Origin of the sequence: Commensalibacter papalotli (ex Servin-Garciduenas et al. 2014) (assembly GCF_000527695.1) — a bacterium.
Taxonomy (GTDB): domain Bacteria; phylum Pseudomonadota; class Alphaproteobacteria; order Acetobacterales; family Acetobacteraceae; genus Commensalibacter; species Commensalibacter papalotli.
Window position 1 is genome coordinate 630,300 of sequence record NZ_ATSX01000001.1, and the last position, 16,654, is coordinate 646,953.

Annotated in this window: 14 protein-coding genes and 5 tRNA genes; 17 read left to right on the forward strand and 2 right to left on the reverse strand. The window is 37.5% G+C overall.

Going from position 1 to position 16,654, the window contains the following annotated elements; translation table 11 throughout:
* Positions 1–22: 22 nt before the first annotated feature.
* Positions 23–1,468 carry a DEAD/DEAH box helicase gene (locus tag COMX_RS02810; protein ID WP_034336746.1) on the reverse strand — a complete coding sequence of 482 codons (1,446 nt, stop codon included), beginning with the start codon at positions 1,466–1,468 and terminating at the stop codon, positions 23–25.
* Between the two features lie 133 nt (positions 1,469–1,601).
* Complete coding sequence (locus COMX_RS02815) at positions 1,602–2,048, reverse strand: hypothetical protein (RefSeq protein ID WP_034336749.1); 447 nt, start codon at positions 2,046–2,048, stop codon at positions 1,602–1,604.
* 147 nt (positions 2,049–2,195) lie between these two features.
* On the opposite strand from COMX_RS02815, the gene COMX_RS02820 reads away from it, so the two are divergent.
* The 17 genes from COMX_RS02820 to nuoF all read left to right on the forward strand — a co-directional run bounded on the left by COMX_RS02820 (position 2,196) and on the right by nuoF (position 16,651).
* Positions 2,196–3,629, forward strand: a complete 1,434-nt coding sequence (locus COMX_RS02820; RefSeq protein WP_034338814.1) for an NAD(P)H-hydrate dehydratase — start codon at positions 2,196–2,198, stop codon at positions 3,627–3,629.
* 73 nt (positions 3,630–3,702) lie between these two features.
* Positions 3,703–3,787: transfer RNA gene (locus COMX_RS02825), tRNA-Leu, on the forward strand.
* A gap of 112 nt (positions 3,788–3,899) precedes the next feature.
* Positions 3,900–5,231, forward strand: a complete 1,332-nt coding sequence (gene tig / locus COMX_RS02830; protein WP_034336751.1) for a trigger factor — start codon at positions 3,900–3,902, stop codon at positions 5,229–5,231.
* A 163-nt stretch (positions 5,232–5,394) separates the two neighbouring features.
* Positions 5,395–6,033, forward strand: coding sequence for an ATP-dependent Clp endopeptidase proteolytic subunit ClpP (clpP, locus tag COMX_RS02835; protein ID WP_034336753.1), 639 nt, complete (start codon positions 5,395–5,397; stop codon positions 6,031–6,033).
* 76 nt (positions 6,034–6,109) lie between these two features.
* Positions 6,110–7,369 carry an ATP-dependent Clp protease ATP-binding subunit ClpX gene (gene clpX / locus COMX_RS02840; protein ID WP_034336756.1) on the forward strand — a complete coding sequence of 420 codons (1,260 nt, stop codon included), beginning with the start codon at positions 6,110–6,112 and terminating at the stop codon, positions 7,367–7,369.
* 285 nt (positions 7,370–7,654) lie between these two features.
* Positions 7,655–10,111 carry an endopeptidase La gene (gene lon, locus COMX_RS02845; protein ID WP_034336758.1) on the forward strand — a complete coding sequence of 819 codons (2,457 nt, stop codon included), beginning with the start codon at positions 7,655–7,657 and terminating at the stop codon, positions 10,109–10,111.
* Between the two features lie 173 nt (positions 10,112–10,284).
* Complete coding sequence (locus tag COMX_RS02850) at positions 10,285–10,572, forward strand: HU family DNA-binding protein (protein ID WP_034336761.1); 288 nt, start codon at positions 10,285–10,287, stop codon at positions 10,570–10,572.
* 93 nt (positions 10,573–10,665) lie between these two features.
* Positions 10,666–10,741, forward strand: a tRNA-Val gene (locus COMX_RS02855).
* Between the two features lie 70 nt (positions 10,742–10,811).
* Positions 10,812–10,889: transfer RNA gene (locus COMX_RS02860), tRNA-Asp, on the forward strand.
* A gap of 34 nt (positions 10,890–10,923) precedes the next feature.
* Positions 10,924–10,999 (forward strand) — tRNA-Val (locus COMX_RS02865).
* A gap of 70 nt (positions 11,000–11,069) precedes the next feature.
* Positions 11,070–11,147 (forward strand) — tRNA-Asp (locus tag COMX_RS02870).
* A gap of 608 nt (positions 11,148–11,755) precedes the next feature.
* On the forward strand, positions 11,756–12,121 hold the full coding sequence (gene ndhC / locus COMX_RS02875; protein WP_034336763.1) for an NADH-quinone oxidoreductase subunit A: 366 nt from the start codon (positions 11,756–11,758) through the stop codon (positions 12,119–12,121).
* A 61-nt stretch (positions 12,122–12,182) separates the two neighbouring features.
* Positions 12,183–12,758 carry a NuoB/complex I 20 kDa subunit family protein gene (locus COMX_RS02880; protein WP_034336766.1) on the forward strand — a complete coding sequence of 192 codons (576 nt, stop codon included), beginning with the start codon at positions 12,183–12,185 and terminating at the stop codon, positions 12,756–12,758.
* 61 nt (positions 12,759–12,819) lie between these two features.
* Positions 12,820–13,416: an NADH-quinone oxidoreductase subunit C gene (locus COMX_RS02885; protein WP_051461970.1), complete on the forward strand. Its 597-nt coding sequence runs from the start codon at positions 12,820–12,822 to the stop codon at positions 13,414–13,416.
* A 36-nt stretch (positions 13,417–13,452) separates the two neighbouring features.
* Positions 13,453–14,703: an NADH-quinone oxidoreductase subunit D gene (locus COMX_RS02890; RefSeq protein ID WP_034336769.1), complete on the forward strand. Its 1,251-nt coding sequence runs from the start codon at positions 13,453–13,455 to the stop codon at positions 14,701–14,703.
* Between the two features lie 21 nt (positions 14,704–14,724).
* Positions 14,725–15,339 (forward strand): complex I 24 kDa subunit family protein, encoded by a 615-nt coding sequence (locus COMX_RS02895; protein ID WP_034336771.1) that lies wholly within the window; start codon positions 14,725–14,727, stop codon positions 15,337–15,339.
* Positions 15,329–16,651 (forward strand): NADH-quinone oxidoreductase subunit NuoF, encoded by a 1,323-nt coding sequence (gene nuoF / locus COMX_RS02900; RefSeq protein WP_034336773.1) that lies wholly within the window; start codon positions 15,329–15,331, stop codon positions 16,649–16,651. Before COMX_RS02895 ends, nuoF begins: the two co-directional genes overlap by 11 nt.
* The last annotated feature ends 3 nt before the right edge of the window (positions 16,652–16,654 follow it).

Consider the following 16,654-nt stretch of genomic DNA (forward strand, 5'->3'; position numbering starts at 1 on the left):
GGAACATATTCCAGCCTATCACTTATTGTTTACGAAAAGGAGATAACATAAAAGCAGGAACAAACTGTCCGAACCCAATAACGGGATTATTATCATCCACAATAGCCTGAGACAAAGGAATACGAGGACCGCTTGTTTTATCTTTTTTGAAACGTGATTTCTTTGTTGTTTTCTTTTGGGTTTCGTCTTTATCTATATGCTTTTTCTTTTGATCAACTTCATTAGTATTATTTTGTTCTGGTTCTATGTTCGCTGGTGTGTTTAACGTAATCAAAGGAATAGGATTTTTAGTTAAAGCCTCAATAGCTTCTATGATTTCTTTATCATTTTCAGTGGCAATACTATAAGCGTGGCCTGTTCGTCCAGCACGTCCTGTTCTTCCGATACGATGTACGTAATCTTCTGCATGACGGGGAAGATCAAAGTTAAACACGTGTGACAAATTATCGATGTCAATCCCTCTGGCTGCCACATCAGAACAAACTAGATATTGAATATCACCGTTCTTAAATTCTTCCATTGTTTTTGTACGAAGTTGCTGCGTTAAATCCCCATGCAGAGCGCTGCTTTGGAAGCCATGGCGATTTAATGAACGGGTTAGGATATCAACATCACGTTTTCGGTTACAAAAAATAATGGCATTTTTGACATTATCTTTACGTAGTAATTCGCGCAATGTGTCTCTTTTTTTCTTTTCATGAACAATAATTAGCCCAGATTCAATGGTTGTTGCCACAGAAGATGGTGGAGCTACGGTAATTTCTGTTGGATTAGATAAAAAAGAATCTGTTAGTTTTTTTATTTCAGGAGACATTGTTGCAGATAAAAGTAAGGTTTGTCTAGTTTTAGGGAGATAAGAAATTATTTTTTCTACATCAGGGATAAATCCCATATCAAGCATACGATCTGCTTCGTCAATTACCAATACTTTGATTTGATTTAAAAGGATTGCACCTTTGTCAAACAAATCCATTAAACGCCCTGGTGTAGCAATAATAATATCAACACCACGGTTTAATATGTCTTTTTGCTCTATGATACTTTCGCCACCAACCAATAAAGCATGGTTAAGTTTTAAATGTTGTCCATATTGTTTTAAATTATCAGCAACTTGAATTGCAAGTTCTCTAGTGGGTTCTAAAATCAAAGCGCGAGGCATTCTTGCCCTGCCTTTGCTGCTAGTTAAGATCTCTAAAATAGGCAGCGTAAATGATGCTGTTTTCCCCGTTCCAGTCTGAGCAATGCCAACAAGATCTTGCTTTTTTAAAATAACGGGAATTGCTTTTGCTTGTATTAGAGTAGGGGTCTTATACCCAATCTCATCGATAGCCTGCATAATAGGAGCTGATAATCCGAGATCACTAAAGAGAATAGAAGGTTCAACCTCTATTGTTTGTGTATCTAAAATAGTATCTGATTGTTTTTTGTTTGTTTTTTTATGGATAGCAGGCAAAGTGGTTTCTACCATTGATGTCAATAAAATGAAAAGAAGTTTCAAGAATATGAAACTATAAGATACTTCTTATATTAAGATAACTATAAATAATCAATCATTATATGGTTTTTATATGTGATATAATGATTTATTTTTAAAGTGTTACTTAAAACACAAGCAAAACTAAATTGAGAATACCTAAAAATACAATTAGTTTTAATGGTGTGTTAATTTTTCTGAAAACCTCAGGTTTGGGTCTAAGCGCACGTCGTGCCTTACTGTAAGAGGTGGTAAACACATAAAATTGTAAAATAAGCATAATGATAATTATAACGAGTGCTGCACCAGCAGACCAAGCGATGTTAGAGAGCTCAAAGTCGTTGTGAAAAATTAACACCCCTTGAGTAACGAATACTATAATTCCATTAATCCAGTTAAATTGAAATAATTTTCGCAGAGCTTGCAATTGCAAAGAATTTTTTTGTGTTGGATCCAAGAGGCTTAGACAGGATTGTAGTCCAAAAACATAGTAAAAGATACTGCCAATCCATAAAGCAATGGTAATATTATGAATGGCGGTTAAAGGCCCCCAATAAAAAGCAATTTGAGACATTGTGTTTCCATTTCCAAAGTAAGGTAATATGTAAATTTATTATAAAATTTTAATGGTAATATAAACAAAGAAAATAAAATGTGCAGGGTTTTATTTCTTTTTTTACAATGTAGTATTAATTTTATGTTTTATAAAGGCCATAATATCGTGAAAAATCAGAATACAGACTTGGTTTTATTAACACCTTTACAAATGCAGATTGTTGATAAAGCTGCTGCAAAAACAATTCCAGTAAAACAATTAATGGAAAATGCTGGGTGGGCAGTCACTCAAGAAATTTTAAAGCGATATAAACCTTGTTCGGTTTTGATTTTATGTGGTCCAGGTAATAATGGTGGTGATGGATATGTAGTTGCACGATTATTAGCCAAAGCTGGATGGCCTGTATGTGTTGGAGCCATTGGTAAACCAAAGGCTGGCAGTGATGCTGAATATGCAGCAAGGCAATGGTGTGGAAAAACAGTAGAGAACCTTGAAGCTTATGTTGAAAAAGCGAGCTTGGTAGTTGATGCAATTTTTGGTGCAGGGTTAACGAGTAATCTTGATTGCCGAATTGCTGATCTTTTACGCAAAGCAAAAAGAGTAATAGCTGTTGATATTCCCTCTGGAATAGACGGGGAAACAGGACAGATTAAGGGATATGCCCCATATGCAGAATTAACAGTGAGCTTCTTTCGAGCAAAACCAGGACATTATTTGCTGCCAGGACGTGAGCATATGGGTGTGTTAGTTATCAAAGATATAAGTATTTTAACCAACACCATATTCACAATAGATATAAAATATTGGTTAAATGAGCCCGGATTATGGGAAATACCAAGAGCTGAAATTGAAGACTATAAATATCGTAGGGGAGCTGTCAGTATTATAGGTGGGTCTCAAATGACGGGGGCTGCACGACTCTCGGCTCATGCTGCATTAAATATGGGGGCAGGGTTGGTGCATATTTTACCGTTGGGAAACAATGAAATCTATAGTAATTTCTCAGCTTGTCTTATTGTCGATAATGATCCTTTAGAGGATGTAATCCAAGACAAGCGCAGAAAGGTTTGGGTTTGTGGTCCAGGGTTGTCTATCAAAGAGGTGCGAAGAACACTACCTATATTAATAGCAGCAGGAAAAAAAGTTATTGCTGATGCTGGTGTTTTTCAAACTGATCAAATTGATATGTTAAAAGGGACTTCTATTATTACACCCCATATGGGTGAGTTTAAGCGTGTATTTGGGGAGATCATAGAAGATAAAGTTTCAGCAGCTAGACAAGCAGCGGTGAAAACAGGTGCTGTTGTTGTCTTAAAAGGTGCTGATACTCTAATTGTGGCTCCTGATGGTCGGGTTGCCATTAATCAACATGCTTCTGCACGATTGGCAACGGCAGGTTCTGGCGATACGCTGACAGGGATTATTGCAACTTTGTTGGCATCAGGAATGCCAGAATGGGAATCTGCATGTGCGGCCGTGTGGATGCACGGTGAGGCTGGATATTTATGTGATCACTCATGGCCAAATGCAGAAATGTTGGCAAATAATCTTGGAAAAGCACGGGATAATGCAAAAATAATAAAAAAAATCGATAATTAAAGTAAAATATGTGAAAAAGATGTTGATCAGAATCAAATAGTGCGTTAATACAACAAGCATAAAGCACGGATGTGCGGATGTGGTGAAATTGGTAGACACGCTAGACTTAGAATCTAGTGGCGTGAGTCGTGGGGGTTCAAGTCCCTCCATCCGCACCAAAAAACAAGTTCTACTAACTTGTTTTTTTTTGAGTGAAAAAAAATCCGTTTACAATTTTATAGATACCCAATTCGGGTAAATTACATTTTGACCGAGAGGATGGCCTAGCTGATGCAGGTTACTGAAACGCTTTCTGAAAGCCTCAAGCGTGGCTTTACAATCGTAATTGAAGAAAAACAACTAGCCGAAAAAAGAAATAAGCGCCTTGAAGAAATGGGGCATCAAATGAATATTCCAGGCTTTCGTCCTGGAAAAATTCCTTTGGCTGTTGTAAAGCAACGTTATGGTGAGAATGTTCAAAACGAAGTTCTCAATGAAGCTGTTACAGGCGCAATTCAGTCAACTCTTGAAGAAAGAGGTTTGCGTGCAGCCGCTCAACCACAGATTACTTTAAAAGATGGTTACAAAGAAGGTGACGATCTGGAATTTACTTTTGAAGTAGAATTAATTCCTGATTTTGAAGTGCCAGATTTTAAAGGGATTAACCTAACCCGTTTAAAAGCAAAACCTGATGATGAAGCTTTGAATAAAGCATTAGAATCAATTGCTGAGCGTCAACGCGATTTTAAAGATATCGAAGAAAAACGCCCAGCTGTTAAGGGTGATATTTTAGTTGTTGATTTCGTTGGTAAGGTTGATGGTGTTGCATTTGAAGGTGGCACAGCTGAAGACGTTAATGTTGAGATTGGTGGAAGTGGGTTTATTCCAGGATTTGCAGAGCAAATCGAAGGATTAACACCTGGTGAAGAAAAGCAAATTACCGTAACTTTTCCAGAAAACTATCAAGCAGCTCAACTTGCTGGAAAAGAGGCAACTTTTGACATCAAAGCAAAAGGCTTAAAGGAAGCAGTAACTCCTGAAATTAATGATGAATTTGCTAAAAAGGTTGGCCTAGAAAGTCTAGAAAATCTTAAAAGTCTTGTTGGTAAACAAATTACATCTGAATATGATCAAATGTCTCAGATGAGATTAAAGCGTGACATTTTAGATGTATTGGCTGAAAAGGTTTCTTTTGAAATCCCTGCTGGTTTATTAGACGCAGAATTTGATCAAATTTGGCAACGTATTGAAGAAGATCGTAAAGCAGATCGTCTTGATGAAGAAGATAAAGCTAAAGACGAAGAAACACTTAAAGCTGATTATCGTAAAATTGCTGAACGTCGTGTTCGTTTGGGGCTTTTGTTAGTTGAAGTTGGTCGTTTGAACTCAATTGCAGTAACAGAAGAAGAATTAACACAAGCAATGCGTAGCGAAGCTATGCGTTATCCTGGTAAAGAAAAAGAAGTAATTGAGTTCTTTCAAAAGAATCCTCAAGCAATAGATTCTTTACGTGGTCCGATATATGAAAATAAAGTTATTGATTATATTTTAGAGCTTGCAAATATTGAAGATAAAGAAGTAAACGCAGAAGAACTTGCAGAAATGCCCGCTTCTAAGGTTTAATTTTTTTTATTAATTTATAGAAATGAATGTCTGGGCGCTTGTCTGGGCATTCATTTTTTTTGCTTTTAAATATGGGTTGAATTAAGTATCTATTTTGATTATCTATATGTATAAAGTACACATAGATAAATAAAGTACCAGTATAATTTTAGGAAAAAAATTGATGAGGGATTCTCAACCGCTGGAAATTTATGATAATGCACTTGTACCAATGGTTGTTGAGCAAACTTCCAGAGGGGAACGCGCGTTTGATATTTATTCACGTTTATTAAAAGAAAGAATTATTTTTTTAACGGGGGCTGTGTATGATCAAGTTGCTTCTTTGATTTCAGCCCAGCTGTTATATTTGGAAAGCGTCAATCCTAAAAAAGAAATTTCTTTTTATATCAATAGCCCAGGTGGTGTGGTTTCTGCAGGTTTAGCTATCTACGATACAATGCAATATATCCGTTGCCCTGTTAGTACTGTATGTATTGGTCAAGCAGCGTCTATGGGATCATTATTGCTATGTGGTGGTGAAAAAGGGCAGCGTTTTGCACTTCCTAATGCCAGAGTTATGGTTCACCAACCTTCTGGCGGTGCGCAAGGACAGGCAAGCGATATAGAAATTCAAGCAAAAGAAATCTTGGCTGTACGTAAAAGATTGAATGAAATTTATAATCTGCATACAGGTAGAACATTAGAAGAGATTGAACAGCGCCTTGAAAGAGACAGCTATATGTCTGCAGAAGAAGCAAAAGATTTTGGAATTATTGATCAAGTTGTAACCAAGCGAGACAATGATTTGTCTCAAGACAAATAATATTTTTCCCCTCTAGTTAGGTTGTTCTCTTTAATGGGGGTTGGCTTATCTCAACCATTAAAGGGTAGGAGTAAAGATGACTGATAAGAATAACGATTCCAAAAACGCACTTTATTGCTCTTTTTGTGGAAAGTCTCAACATGAAGTTCGTAAACTAATTGCTGGACCAACGGTATTTATTTGTGATGAATGTGTTGAATTATGCATGGATATCGTGCGTGAGGAAAGTAAGGCTCAGATTACAAAGGATCAGGGAAGTTTACCTACACCTAAAGAGATCTGTAAAATCCTAGATGATTATGTTGTTGGACAACAAGATGCAAAGAAGGTTTTGTCCGTCGCAGTTCACAACCATTATAAGCGTTTAAATCAAGCAGATAAGGCCGGTGAAGTTGAGATTGCAAAATCTAATATTTTATTAATTGGTCCGACTGGAACAGGTAAAACGTTATTAGCTCAAACGCTAGCCAGAATTTTGGATGTTCCGTTTACAATGGCTGATGCAACTACATTGACTGAAGCTGGTTATGTAGGTGAGGATGTTGAAAATATTATTTTAAAACTGTTGCAATCCGCAGATTATAATGTTGAACGTGCACAGCGTGGTATTATCTATATTGATGAAATTGATAAAATTTCACGAAAATCGGATAACCCTTCTATTACCAGAGACGTCAGTGGTGAGGGTGTTCAGCAGGCTTTGTTAAAAATTATGGAAGGGACCGTTGCATCTGTTCCACCTCAGGGTGGTCGTAAACATCCTCAACAAGAATTTTTGCAAGTTGACACGACAAACATGCTCTTTATCTGTGGTGGTGCTTTTGCTGGGCTTGATAAAATTATTAGTGCAAGAAGTGTCGGTTATGGTATTGGATTTGGTGCTGATGTTCAAACAGCAGATGATCACAAAATAGGGGCTTTATTTCGTCAGCTTGAATCAGAGGATTTGATGAAATTTGGTTTAATTCCCGAATTTATTGGGCGTTTACCTGTTATTGCAACATTGGACGATCTTGATCAAGAAGCTTTAGTACAAATTCTAAAGGAACCAAAGAATGCTTTGGTTAAGCAATATCAAAAGTTATTCGAAATGGAAGATGTAAAACTTACATTTTCTGATGAAGCTGTTGAACAAATTGCTAATAAAGCTATTGAGCGTCGGACAGGAGCTCGCGGATTGCGCTCTATATTGGAAACTGTTTTGCTTTCAACGATGTTTGAGCTGCCAGACTTAAATGACGTGAGTGAGGTTTTAATCAGTAAAGAGGTTATTAACCGCGAAGCAGAACCTGTTTATGTTTATGAAAAAGAAAAGAAAGCTGGAAAAACAGCTTGATCTTTGTATAAATTTTGACAAGATGAAAAGGATCTATTTCGATAGATCCTTTTTTATTATTTGATTATAATGATAATTTATCGAAATGAGTTTCGCAGGGATATCGTTGTATTTTGCTGTGATCATGTTTATATTTAAATAAGTGAGATTTCTATCGTTCAATAAATAATAAAAAGAATAAAGAGTTATTATTAATTTATAATAGAAATAATAGTTTGATAATAAAGTGTGCCAATTTTGGGCGCTTTGTTTGATGAGATCGTCCATATAAGGAGGTCATAGTTTATGACAAAAGAAAAAGAAAACGTCTTGATTAATGATACTGAGGCGGAGATCACTGAGACACACGATGAGAAATCGGATTTAATTGCAGTATTACCTTTGCGCGATATTGTTGTTTTTCCTCATATGATTGTACCTTTGTTCGTTGGACGTGAAAAATCTGTAAAAGCATTGGAAAAGGTTGGAAGTCAGCAAAATAAAATTTTACTGATTTCTCAAAAGGATGCTTCTTTAGAAGACCCTACTGAAAGTGATGTTTATCATTTTGGGACTGTCGCATCGATTCTTCAGATTTTAAAGCTTCCTGATGGGACAGTTAAAGTTTTAGTAGAAGGATTTCAAAGAGCGAAAGTTAAACAGCTCTTTGATCGTGAATCTTTTTTTGAGGCTGATATTGAAGTTGTCGAAGAAGTTGTCGATGAAACGAATAAAGAAATTGATGCTTTACAACGCACAGTCATCACGCTGTTTGAACAATATGTTAAATTAAATAAGGCAATTGCACCTGAAGTCTTAGTAGCGGTTAATCAAATAGATAATCCGTTTAAGCTTGTTGATACCATTACAAGCCATCTGAACCTGAAGGTTGCAGATAAACAATCTATTTTAGAGTTGATACCTATTGATGAACGCTTAGAAAAGTTGCTTGAGCATTTAGAAGCTGAGTTGGGTGTTTTACAAGTCGAAAAACGTATTCGAAATCGCGTTAAAAAACAGATGGAGAAAACCCAGCGCGAGTATTATTTGAATGAGCAACTTAAAGCGATTCAAAAAGAACTTAATGATGGAGATGAGGATAAAGACGAATTATCCGAGTTAGAAGAAAAGATTAAAAAGACTCGTTTGAGTAAAGAAGCTAAAGATAAAGCTTTATCTGATTTAAAAAAATTACGTGCAATGAGCCCAATGTCAGCAGAGGCAACAGTTGTACGAAATTATTTAGATTGGATTATTGGAATCCCTTGGAAAAAACGCTCCAAGATTTCTAAAGATCTTAAGCTTGCGGAAAAAACACTAGATCAAGACCATTATGGATTAGAGAAAGTCAAAGAACGAATCTTGGAATACCTTGCTGTACAAGTTCGCTCTTCCAAGTTAAAAGGTCCAATTTTGTGTCTGGTTGGTCCTCCTGGTGTAGGTAAAACCTCTTTGGCGCGCTCAATTGCCAAGGCGACAGGACGTGAATATGTTCGTATGGCGTTGGGTGGTGTGCGTGATGAAGCAGAGATCAGAGGTCACCGTAGGACTTATATCGGTGCTATGCCTGGTAAAATCGTTCAAGGAATGAAAAAGGCTGGAACTTCGAATCCTTTATTTTTGCTTGATGAAATTGATAAGCTTGGATCTGATTGGCGTGGTGATCCAACTTCTGCGTTATTAGAAGTTTTAGATCCAGAACAAAATTCTACCTTTGCTGATCATTATCTTGAGGTGGATTACGATTTGTCTGATGTTATGTTTATAACAACAGCTAATAGTTACAATATGCCTCAACCTTTATTGGATCGTATGGAAATTATTCGCCTTTCTGGGTATACAGAGGATGAAAAAGTTCAAATTGCTCGCCGCCATTTGGTTAAAAAGCAAGGCGCTGCTCATAATCTTAAGCCTAGTGAATGGTCAATTTCAGATGATGTATTGCATGAATTAGTCCGTACTTATACGCGAGAAGCTGGAGTGCGTAATCTAGAGCGTGAAATTGCTAAAATTGCTCGTAAAATCGTGCGAAAAATTGTCATAGGTGAATGTGATCATGTTGCTGTAACCCTTGATAATCTAGATGACTATGCGGGTGTAAAGCGATTCCGCTATGGCGAAAGCGAAAGTGAAGATCTTATCGGCATTGTGACAGGTTTGGCATGGACTGAGGTTGGGGGTGACATTTTACATATTGAAAGTGTAACCGTCCCAGGAAAGGGTCATATCAAACATACAGGTAAACTGGGAGATGTGATGCAAGAAAGCGTTGCAGCAGCACTCTCATACGTCAAGAGTCGTGCAGGGCAGTTTGGGATTAAATCTGCATTATTCGAGAAAAAAGATATTCATGTGCATGTTCCCGAAGGTGCAACACCAAAAGACGGCCCTTCAGCCGGGGTTGCGATGGCAACTAGCATTGTCAGTGCAATGACAGGTATTCCAATTCGAAGAGATGTAGCGATGACAGGTGAAATTACCTTGCGCGGTCGTGTTCTTCCTATTGGAGGATTAAAGGAAAAATTACTAGCAGCACTACGTGCAGGGATTAAAACAGTCTTTATTCCTAAAGAAAATGAAAAAGACCTAGTCGACGTTCCTGAGGTTGTGAAAAGCAATTTAAGTATTATTCCAGTATCAAGTGCTGATGAAGTGATTGGCCAAGCGTTGATTCGCCCATACGAATCACTTGAATGGGATGATGATGCGGAATCGGTTAAAGTTACTGATACATCTTCTCAAGAAGCACCTTTAACGCATTAAAATGTGCTGATCTTGCAACCTAACCGGTAATAAATGTAAGAAAATGGCTATTGAAGTATAGAGAATGGTTGACGTTCTTGCAAAGTGCTTCAATAGTCTGATTATGGATTATTGATACAGTCCAATTAAGATATAGTTTTTTGTATCCTCACTATAGTGGAAAGATAAAATAAATGGAAAAGCCGCTTAATAAACAAGAACTCGTTGCAGCTGTTGCAGAAAAAGTTGATCTATCAAAAGCAAAATCTGCTGAAGTTGTCGATGCAGTGTTGAGCACCATCGAAGGAACACTTGCTAAAAAACAAGAAGTGCGTCTTGTTGGTTTTGGTAGCTTTGTAACTGCAACTCGTAAAGCAGCAAAAGGTCGTAATCCTCGTACAGGCGAAGAGATTGATATTCCAGCATCTATTTCTGTTCGTTTCAAACCTGGAAAATTATTAAAAGAAGCTGTTAGTAAATAGTTTTATAGTTATTGAAAAAATAACTAGACATACAACGACTTCAATGCTAAGAAGTCGTTGTTCTGTTAGAAACGGTAAGTTTCCAGTAGAAAAGGGCGATTAGCTCAGTTGGTAGAGCATCTCGTTTACACCGAGAGGGTCGGCAGTTCGAGCCTGTCATCGCCCACCATAAACCAGTTTTAAAGTAGATTAATTTACTTTAAAAATATGACTTGTCTGTAAAGACAATAATACCCTGCGCGGGTGTAGCTCAGTCTGGTTAGAGCGTCGGCCTGTCACGCCGAAGGTCGCGGGTTCGAGCCCCGTCACTCGCGCCACAATATAGTTTATTATTTTTCTTGAAAAATAAAAGGGCGATTAGCTCAGTTGGTAGAGCATCTCGTTTACACCGAGAGGGTCGGCAGTTCGAGCCTGTCATCGCCCACCATAAACCAGTTTTAAAGTAGATTAATTTACTTTAAAAATATGACTTGTCTGTAAAGACAATAATACCCTGCGCGGGTGTAGCTCAGTCTGGTTAGAGCGTCGGCCTGTCACGCCGAAGGTCGCGGGTTCGAGCCCCGTCACTCGCGCCACATAAATTATGGTATTATAATCCAAAATATCTGCTATAATCACACATTGATATAACAACTATTTATAAAGTTATCGCTTGAAAATTATATAATTTTTTATGATGAAACTGTAAATTCTTTTTCTCTTTAAAATCTAAATCAATATATGTAATAAAATATCATGTGAAATGCCTTATATATTTTGTTATGAAAGTAGATTCTTATATAGATGAATATGATGTTTTAACGACTTAAGGATTAGGATTAGTTAAATAAACTTTTATAGATATTTTCTCTGAATTGATACCTAATGAAACACAATATTCTTTGACTGCTTGTTATCGATGAAAAGGTTTCGTAAATAATAGTTTATTTGCACTTTTTATTTTAATGGAAAAGGTTGATGTTTTAAATATTAGTATAGAAATACATTTAATTTCTAAGTTCTAAGAATTATTTCAATATCAATATTCTATACTTAATGATTAAATTAAATTAAATTTTCGATATGCTCGTATATAAAAAAAGCACATTAACAGTATAATTTTATTTAGTTCTCTGTTATAAGACTTACAATATTCAATTTTTATTGATGATTTTAATTGTTATAGAAGCTAAAGAGTTATCTCATGCAGGCTATTTTAGGTAATTATTTACCAGTGCTGATTTTTGGAATTATTTCATTAATTATAGCATGCGCTATGTTAGGGGCGGCACTATTCTGTGCAAAACAAAAGCCCTATGCTGAAAAGAACTCACCATATGAGTGTGGATTTCCAGCATTCGAAGATGCACGCCAAATGTTTGATGTGCGTTATTATCTTGTGGGAATATTATTCACAATTTTCGATTTGGAAATGGTGTTTTTATTTCCATGGGCTTTAACGCTTTCCAAAATTGGAATGTTTGGTTTCTTTTCAATGCTCGCTTTTCTTGTTGTTTTGACCGTCGGATTTATATACGAATGGTGCAAAGGCGCATTAGAGTGGGATTAGGCTAACGAAGAATAAAGTGCGTAATTATAAAGCAGATTTATATCTGTAAAATGAGATTGTGATGAATCAGAATACTACAGAAAACTCTGGTCTTGAAAAAGTATATTGGAATCAGGATGCTCTGCCGCCAGGGTCAGAGCAGGATGCTGTTATAAAAGGCATTACTGGGGCAATTACAGACAAAGGGTTTGTTGTTGCAAAGCTGGATCAATTAATTAACTGGGGCAGAACGGGCAGTCTTTGGCCAATGACTTTTGGTTTGGCTTGTTGTGCTGTTGAAATGATTCATGCTTATATGCCCAGATATGATTTGGATCGTATGGGGGTTGTTCCGATGGGATCTCCTCGTCAGGCAGACGTTATGTTGGTTGCAGGAACTGTTACTAACAAAATGGCTCCTGCTTTGCGTCGTTTATATGATCAAATGTCTGAACCTCGTTGGGTAATATCCATGGGATCTTGTGCGAATGGTGGGGGATATTATCACTATTCATACTCTGTCGTTAGGGGATGTGATCGTATTATTCCTGTTGATGTTTACGTTCCAGGGTGCCCACCAACAGCCGAAGCCTTGATTTACGGTATTATGTTGCTCAAGAAGAAAATTAAACGGACGGGGACAATTATTCGTGGTTGATCATATTGATACATACACAAAAAGTTTCATAAATTTACCACGTTTACAAGCTGTGGGGTTTATGCTGTGTACTTCTGTTAAAGGTGTTATTAAAACAGATTTCGAACAAGATGAACTGGTTGTTGTTGTAGAGTTAGATCATCTTTTTGATTTGTTAAATTTATTAAAAACGCATCATTTATGCTGTTATGAGCAATTAATGGATGTTTGTGGTGCTGATTATCCTCAGCGAGCAAAACGTTTTGATATTGTCTATAATTTACTGTCTGTTTCTTTAAATCAGCGCATTCGCGTTATTGCTCATATTGATGAGCAAACCCCAGTACCTTCTGTTCGTAGTTTATGGAAATGTGCAGATTGGTGGGAACGTGAATGTTATGATATGTTTGGCATTTTATTCTCTGGTCAGCCCGATTTACGACGTATTTTAACTGATTATGGTTTTGATGGGCATCCTTTACGTAAAGATTTTCCTGTAACAGGGTATGTTGAAGTGCGTTATGATGCGGATCAAAATAAAGTGGTTTATGAACCTGTGAAGCTTACTCAAGATATGAGAGATTTTGACTTTGATTCTCCTTGGGAGGGGCTTACTACCTTGCCAGGTGACGAAAAAGTTCATGTGAAGCGTCAAAATATTAAGCCGTATTCTTTGTAATTAATATATTGTAAGTGATCGGCAAAAGGATATTTGATGAGTGAAGTAATTAAAAAAGAATCAACGAATAAAGCGCAAGGACTAGATGAGAAAGTAAAACAAAATATTTCTCAAGTTTTGTCTGGTGATTCCCATACCTTAAATTTTGGCCCTCAACATCCATCAGCACATGGTGTGTTACGTGTTGTAATGGAATTAGAAGGTGAGGTTATAAAACGTGCAACCCCGCATATTGGGTTGTTACATCGAGGTACTGAAAAATTATTAGAGCATAAAGCCTATCATAAGGGTTTGCCCTATTTTGATCGCTTGGATTATGCATCTCCTATGTGTGAAGAGCATGCTTATGTTCTGGCAACAGAAAAATTATTGCGTGTAGATGTGCCAGATAGGGCAAAGTGGATACGGGTTTTATTTGCTGAAATTACTCGTATTTTAAACCATTTACTGAACGTTACGGCCATGGGGTTGGATTGCGGAGCGATGACCCCTGCATTATGGGCTTATGAAGAGCGTGAAAAGATGATGGAATTTTATGAAGGTGTGTCAGGGGCACGTTTTCATGCTAATTATTTCCGTCATGGTGGTGTGGCAAAAGATATGCCAGTTGGAATGGAAGAGAAAATTGGTAATTGGGTCAAAGATTTTCCAAAAATTGTTGATGATATCGAAGGGTTGCTGACCAATAACCGTATTTGGAAACAAAGAACGGTTGGTATTGGAGTATGCACGACAGAGGATGCGCTTTCTTGGGGATTTACGGGGCCTTGTTTACGTGCCTCTGGTGTTCCTTGGGATTTGCGTCGTTCTCAACCTTATGATAATTATGATAAAGTTGATTTTCAGGTGCCAGTAACACGTCAAGGTGATTGTTATGATCGTTATTTAATCAGAGTGATTGAAATGCGAGAAAGTGCAAAGATCATCGAACAGTGTTTGAATAAAATGAAACCTGGTGCGATTAAGGTTGAAAGTGAAAAAATTTCACCGCCTAAACGTAAAGATATGAAGCATTCTATGGAATCTTTAATTAACCATTTTAAGCTTTACAGTGGTGGATTTCATGTTCCTGCTGGAACAACTTATACAGCTGTTGAAAGTCCAAAAGGCGAGTTTGGTGTTTACTTAGTCGCTGATGGTGGGACTAAGCCATATCGTTGCAAAATACGTCCAACAGGTTTTGCACATTTGCAAGCGCTAGATGAATTGTCACATCGTCACATGTTGGCTGATATGGTTGCAATTATTGGTTCTATGGATTTGGTTTTCGGTGAAGTGGATAGATAGGGCGTGATGTCAGAGAAATCGATGAATAAACAACCTGCTGAATTTGCTTTTGATCAAGAAAGTGAACAGCAAATTGAAAAAATCTTAGCAAAATATCCTGCTGCACGAAAAGCAAGTGCAGTGATTCCGTTATTATATATAGTTCAAAATCAAATGAAACGGGTGACCAAGAGCGCATGGGTGCCAAAGGTTGCTATGGTTGTTGTTGCTAAACGGTTAGAGATCGCTCCCGTTCGTGTATTTGAAATCGCAACTTTTTATACCATGTTCAATTTGGAACCAATTGGTCAGTATCATTTGCAAGTTTGCTCTACGACGCCATGTTGGCTGCGTGGCTCTGAGGATATTGTAGCGGCTTGTAAAAAGGTTACGGGTATTAAAGAGTTCGGACAAACCAGTGAAGATGGTATGTTTACGCTTTCTGAAGTAGAGTGTCTTGGAGCGTGTGCGAATGCACCAATTTTACAAGTCGATCATGATTATTATGAAGATATGACCGCAGAAAGCACGATTGAGTTAATTGAGTTATTGCGCAAAGGCGAAAAACCTGCGCATGGTCCAATGATAGATCGTTTAAATTCTGCACCTGTGGGCAAGAAAATTACACAAAATACAGGGGCCGAAGATGTTAAGTGATAAAGATCGTATTTATCTAAATTTACATGGCCATGATGATTGGAAATTGGCTGGCGCCCGTAGGCGTGGGGATTGGGATAATACCAAAGATATTTTAGCCTTGGGTCGTGATGCGATTATTAAAACGATTATTGATTCTGGATTGCGTGGTCGTGGAGGAGCAGGGTTCTCTACAGGTTTAAAATGGTCTTTTATGCCTAAAAAAGAAGGTCCATTACCACATTATTTAGTGATTAATGGGGATGAATCAGAGCCAGGCACTTGTAAAGATCGCGAAGTTATGCGCCATGAACCTCATAAAATTGTAGAAGGTGCATTATTGGCATCTTTTGCAATTGGTGCGCATACTGCTTATATATATATTCGTGGTGAGTATTATAATGAGGCCAACAGATTACAAGTTGCAATTGATGAAGCTTATGAAGCAGGATTGATTGGTAAGAACGCTTGTGGCAGTGGTTGGGATTTTGATTTTTATATTCATCGTGGTGCTGGTGCCTATATTTGCGGTGAAGAGACGGCTCAGCTTGAGAGTCTTGAAGGAAAAAAAGGTCAGCCTCGTCTAAAGCCGCCATTTCCAGCAGGAAAAGGTCTTTATGGTTGTCCTTCTACAATTAATAATGTAGAAAGCATTTCTGTAACACCAACGATTATGCGTCGTGGTTCTGCATGGTTTGCGGGAATTGGCCGCAAGAACAACACAGGCCCTAAATTGATGGCTATTTCAGGTCATATTAATACACCTTGCGTGTTTGAAGAGGCACTTGGATTGCCTTTAAAAGAAATTATTGAAACGCATGGTGGTGGCGTTCGTGGTGGATGGGATAATTTGCTTGCTGTTATTCCAGGCGGAACATCAATGCCGATGTTGAACAAAGAAACCTGTGAAACCGTTATTATGGATTTCGATGGTATGCGTGATGTAGGCTCGGGTTTAGGTACTGCTGGTATTGTGGTTATGGATAAATCAACTGATATTATTCGCGCTGTTACTTTGCTATCCAAGTTTTATAAACACGAAAGCTGTGGTCAATGCACGCCATGTCGTGAAGGGTCAAACTGGGTTTTAAAAGTGATGAACCGTATGGTTGAAGGTCGTGCAGAAATTTCTGAAATTGATATGTTGATGGACGTAACCAAAAACATTGAAAATACAACAATTTGTGCGATGGGTATGTCAGTTGCTTGGCCGGTTCAAGCACTTATTCGTAACTTCCGTCCTGTTATGGAGCAACGAATCATAGATTATAAAAAAGCCCATGGTGGAGTATCACAAATTCAGGTGTCTGTTGATGCACCAATAGGGGGCTAATAG

Bases quoted from the DNA above. Each gene is read 5' to 3' on its own strand.
- nuoF (WP_034336773.1), top strand. From the start codon at position 15,329: ATGTTAAGTGATAAAGATCGTATTTATCTAAATTTACATGGCCATGAT.
- COMX_RS02815 (WP_034336749.1), bottom strand. From the start codon at position 2,048: ATGTCTCAAATTGCTTTTTATTGGGGGCCTTTAACCGCCATTCATAAT.
- COMX_RS02890 (WP_034336769.1), top strand. From the start codon at position 13,453: ATGAGTGAAGTAATTAAAAAAGAATCAACGAATAAAGCGCAAGGACTA.
- COMX_RS02810 (WP_034336746.1), bottom strand. From the start codon at position 1,468: ATGGTAGAAACCACTTTGCCTGCTATCCATAAAAAAACAAACAAAAAA.
- COMX_RS02850 (WP_034336761.1), top strand. From the start codon at position 10,285: ATGGAAAAGCCGCTTAATAAACAAGAACTCGTTGCAGCTGTTGCAGAA.
- clpP (WP_034336753.1), top strand. From the start codon at position 5,395: ATGAGGGATTCTCAACCGCTGGAAATTTATGATAATGCACTTGTACCA.
- COMX_RS02880 (WP_034336766.1), top strand. From the start codon at position 12,183: ATGAATCAGAATACTACAGAAAACTCTGGTCTTGAAAAAGTATATTGG.
- COMX_RS02895 (WP_034336771.1), top strand. From the start codon at position 14,725: ATGAATAAACAACCTGCTGAATTTGCTTTTGATCAAGAAAGTGAACAG.
- lon (WP_034336758.1), top strand. From the start codon at position 7,655: ATGACAAAAGAAAAAGAAAACGTCTTGATTAATGATACTGAGGCGGAG.
- COMX_RS02885 (WP_051461970.1), top strand. From the start codon at position 12,820: ATGCTGTGTACTTCTGTTAAAGGTGTTATTAAAACAGATTTCGAACAA.
- ndhC (WP_034336763.1), top strand. From the start codon at position 11,756: ATGCAGGCTATTTTAGGTAATTATTTACCAGTGCTGATTTTTGGAATT.
- tig (WP_034336751.1), top strand. From the start codon at position 3,900: ATGCAGGTTACTGAAACGCTTTCTGAAAGCCTCAAGCGTGGCTTTACA.
- clpX (WP_034336756.1), top strand. From the start codon at position 6,110: ATGACTGATAAGAATAACGATTCCAAAAACGCACTTTATTGCTCTTTT.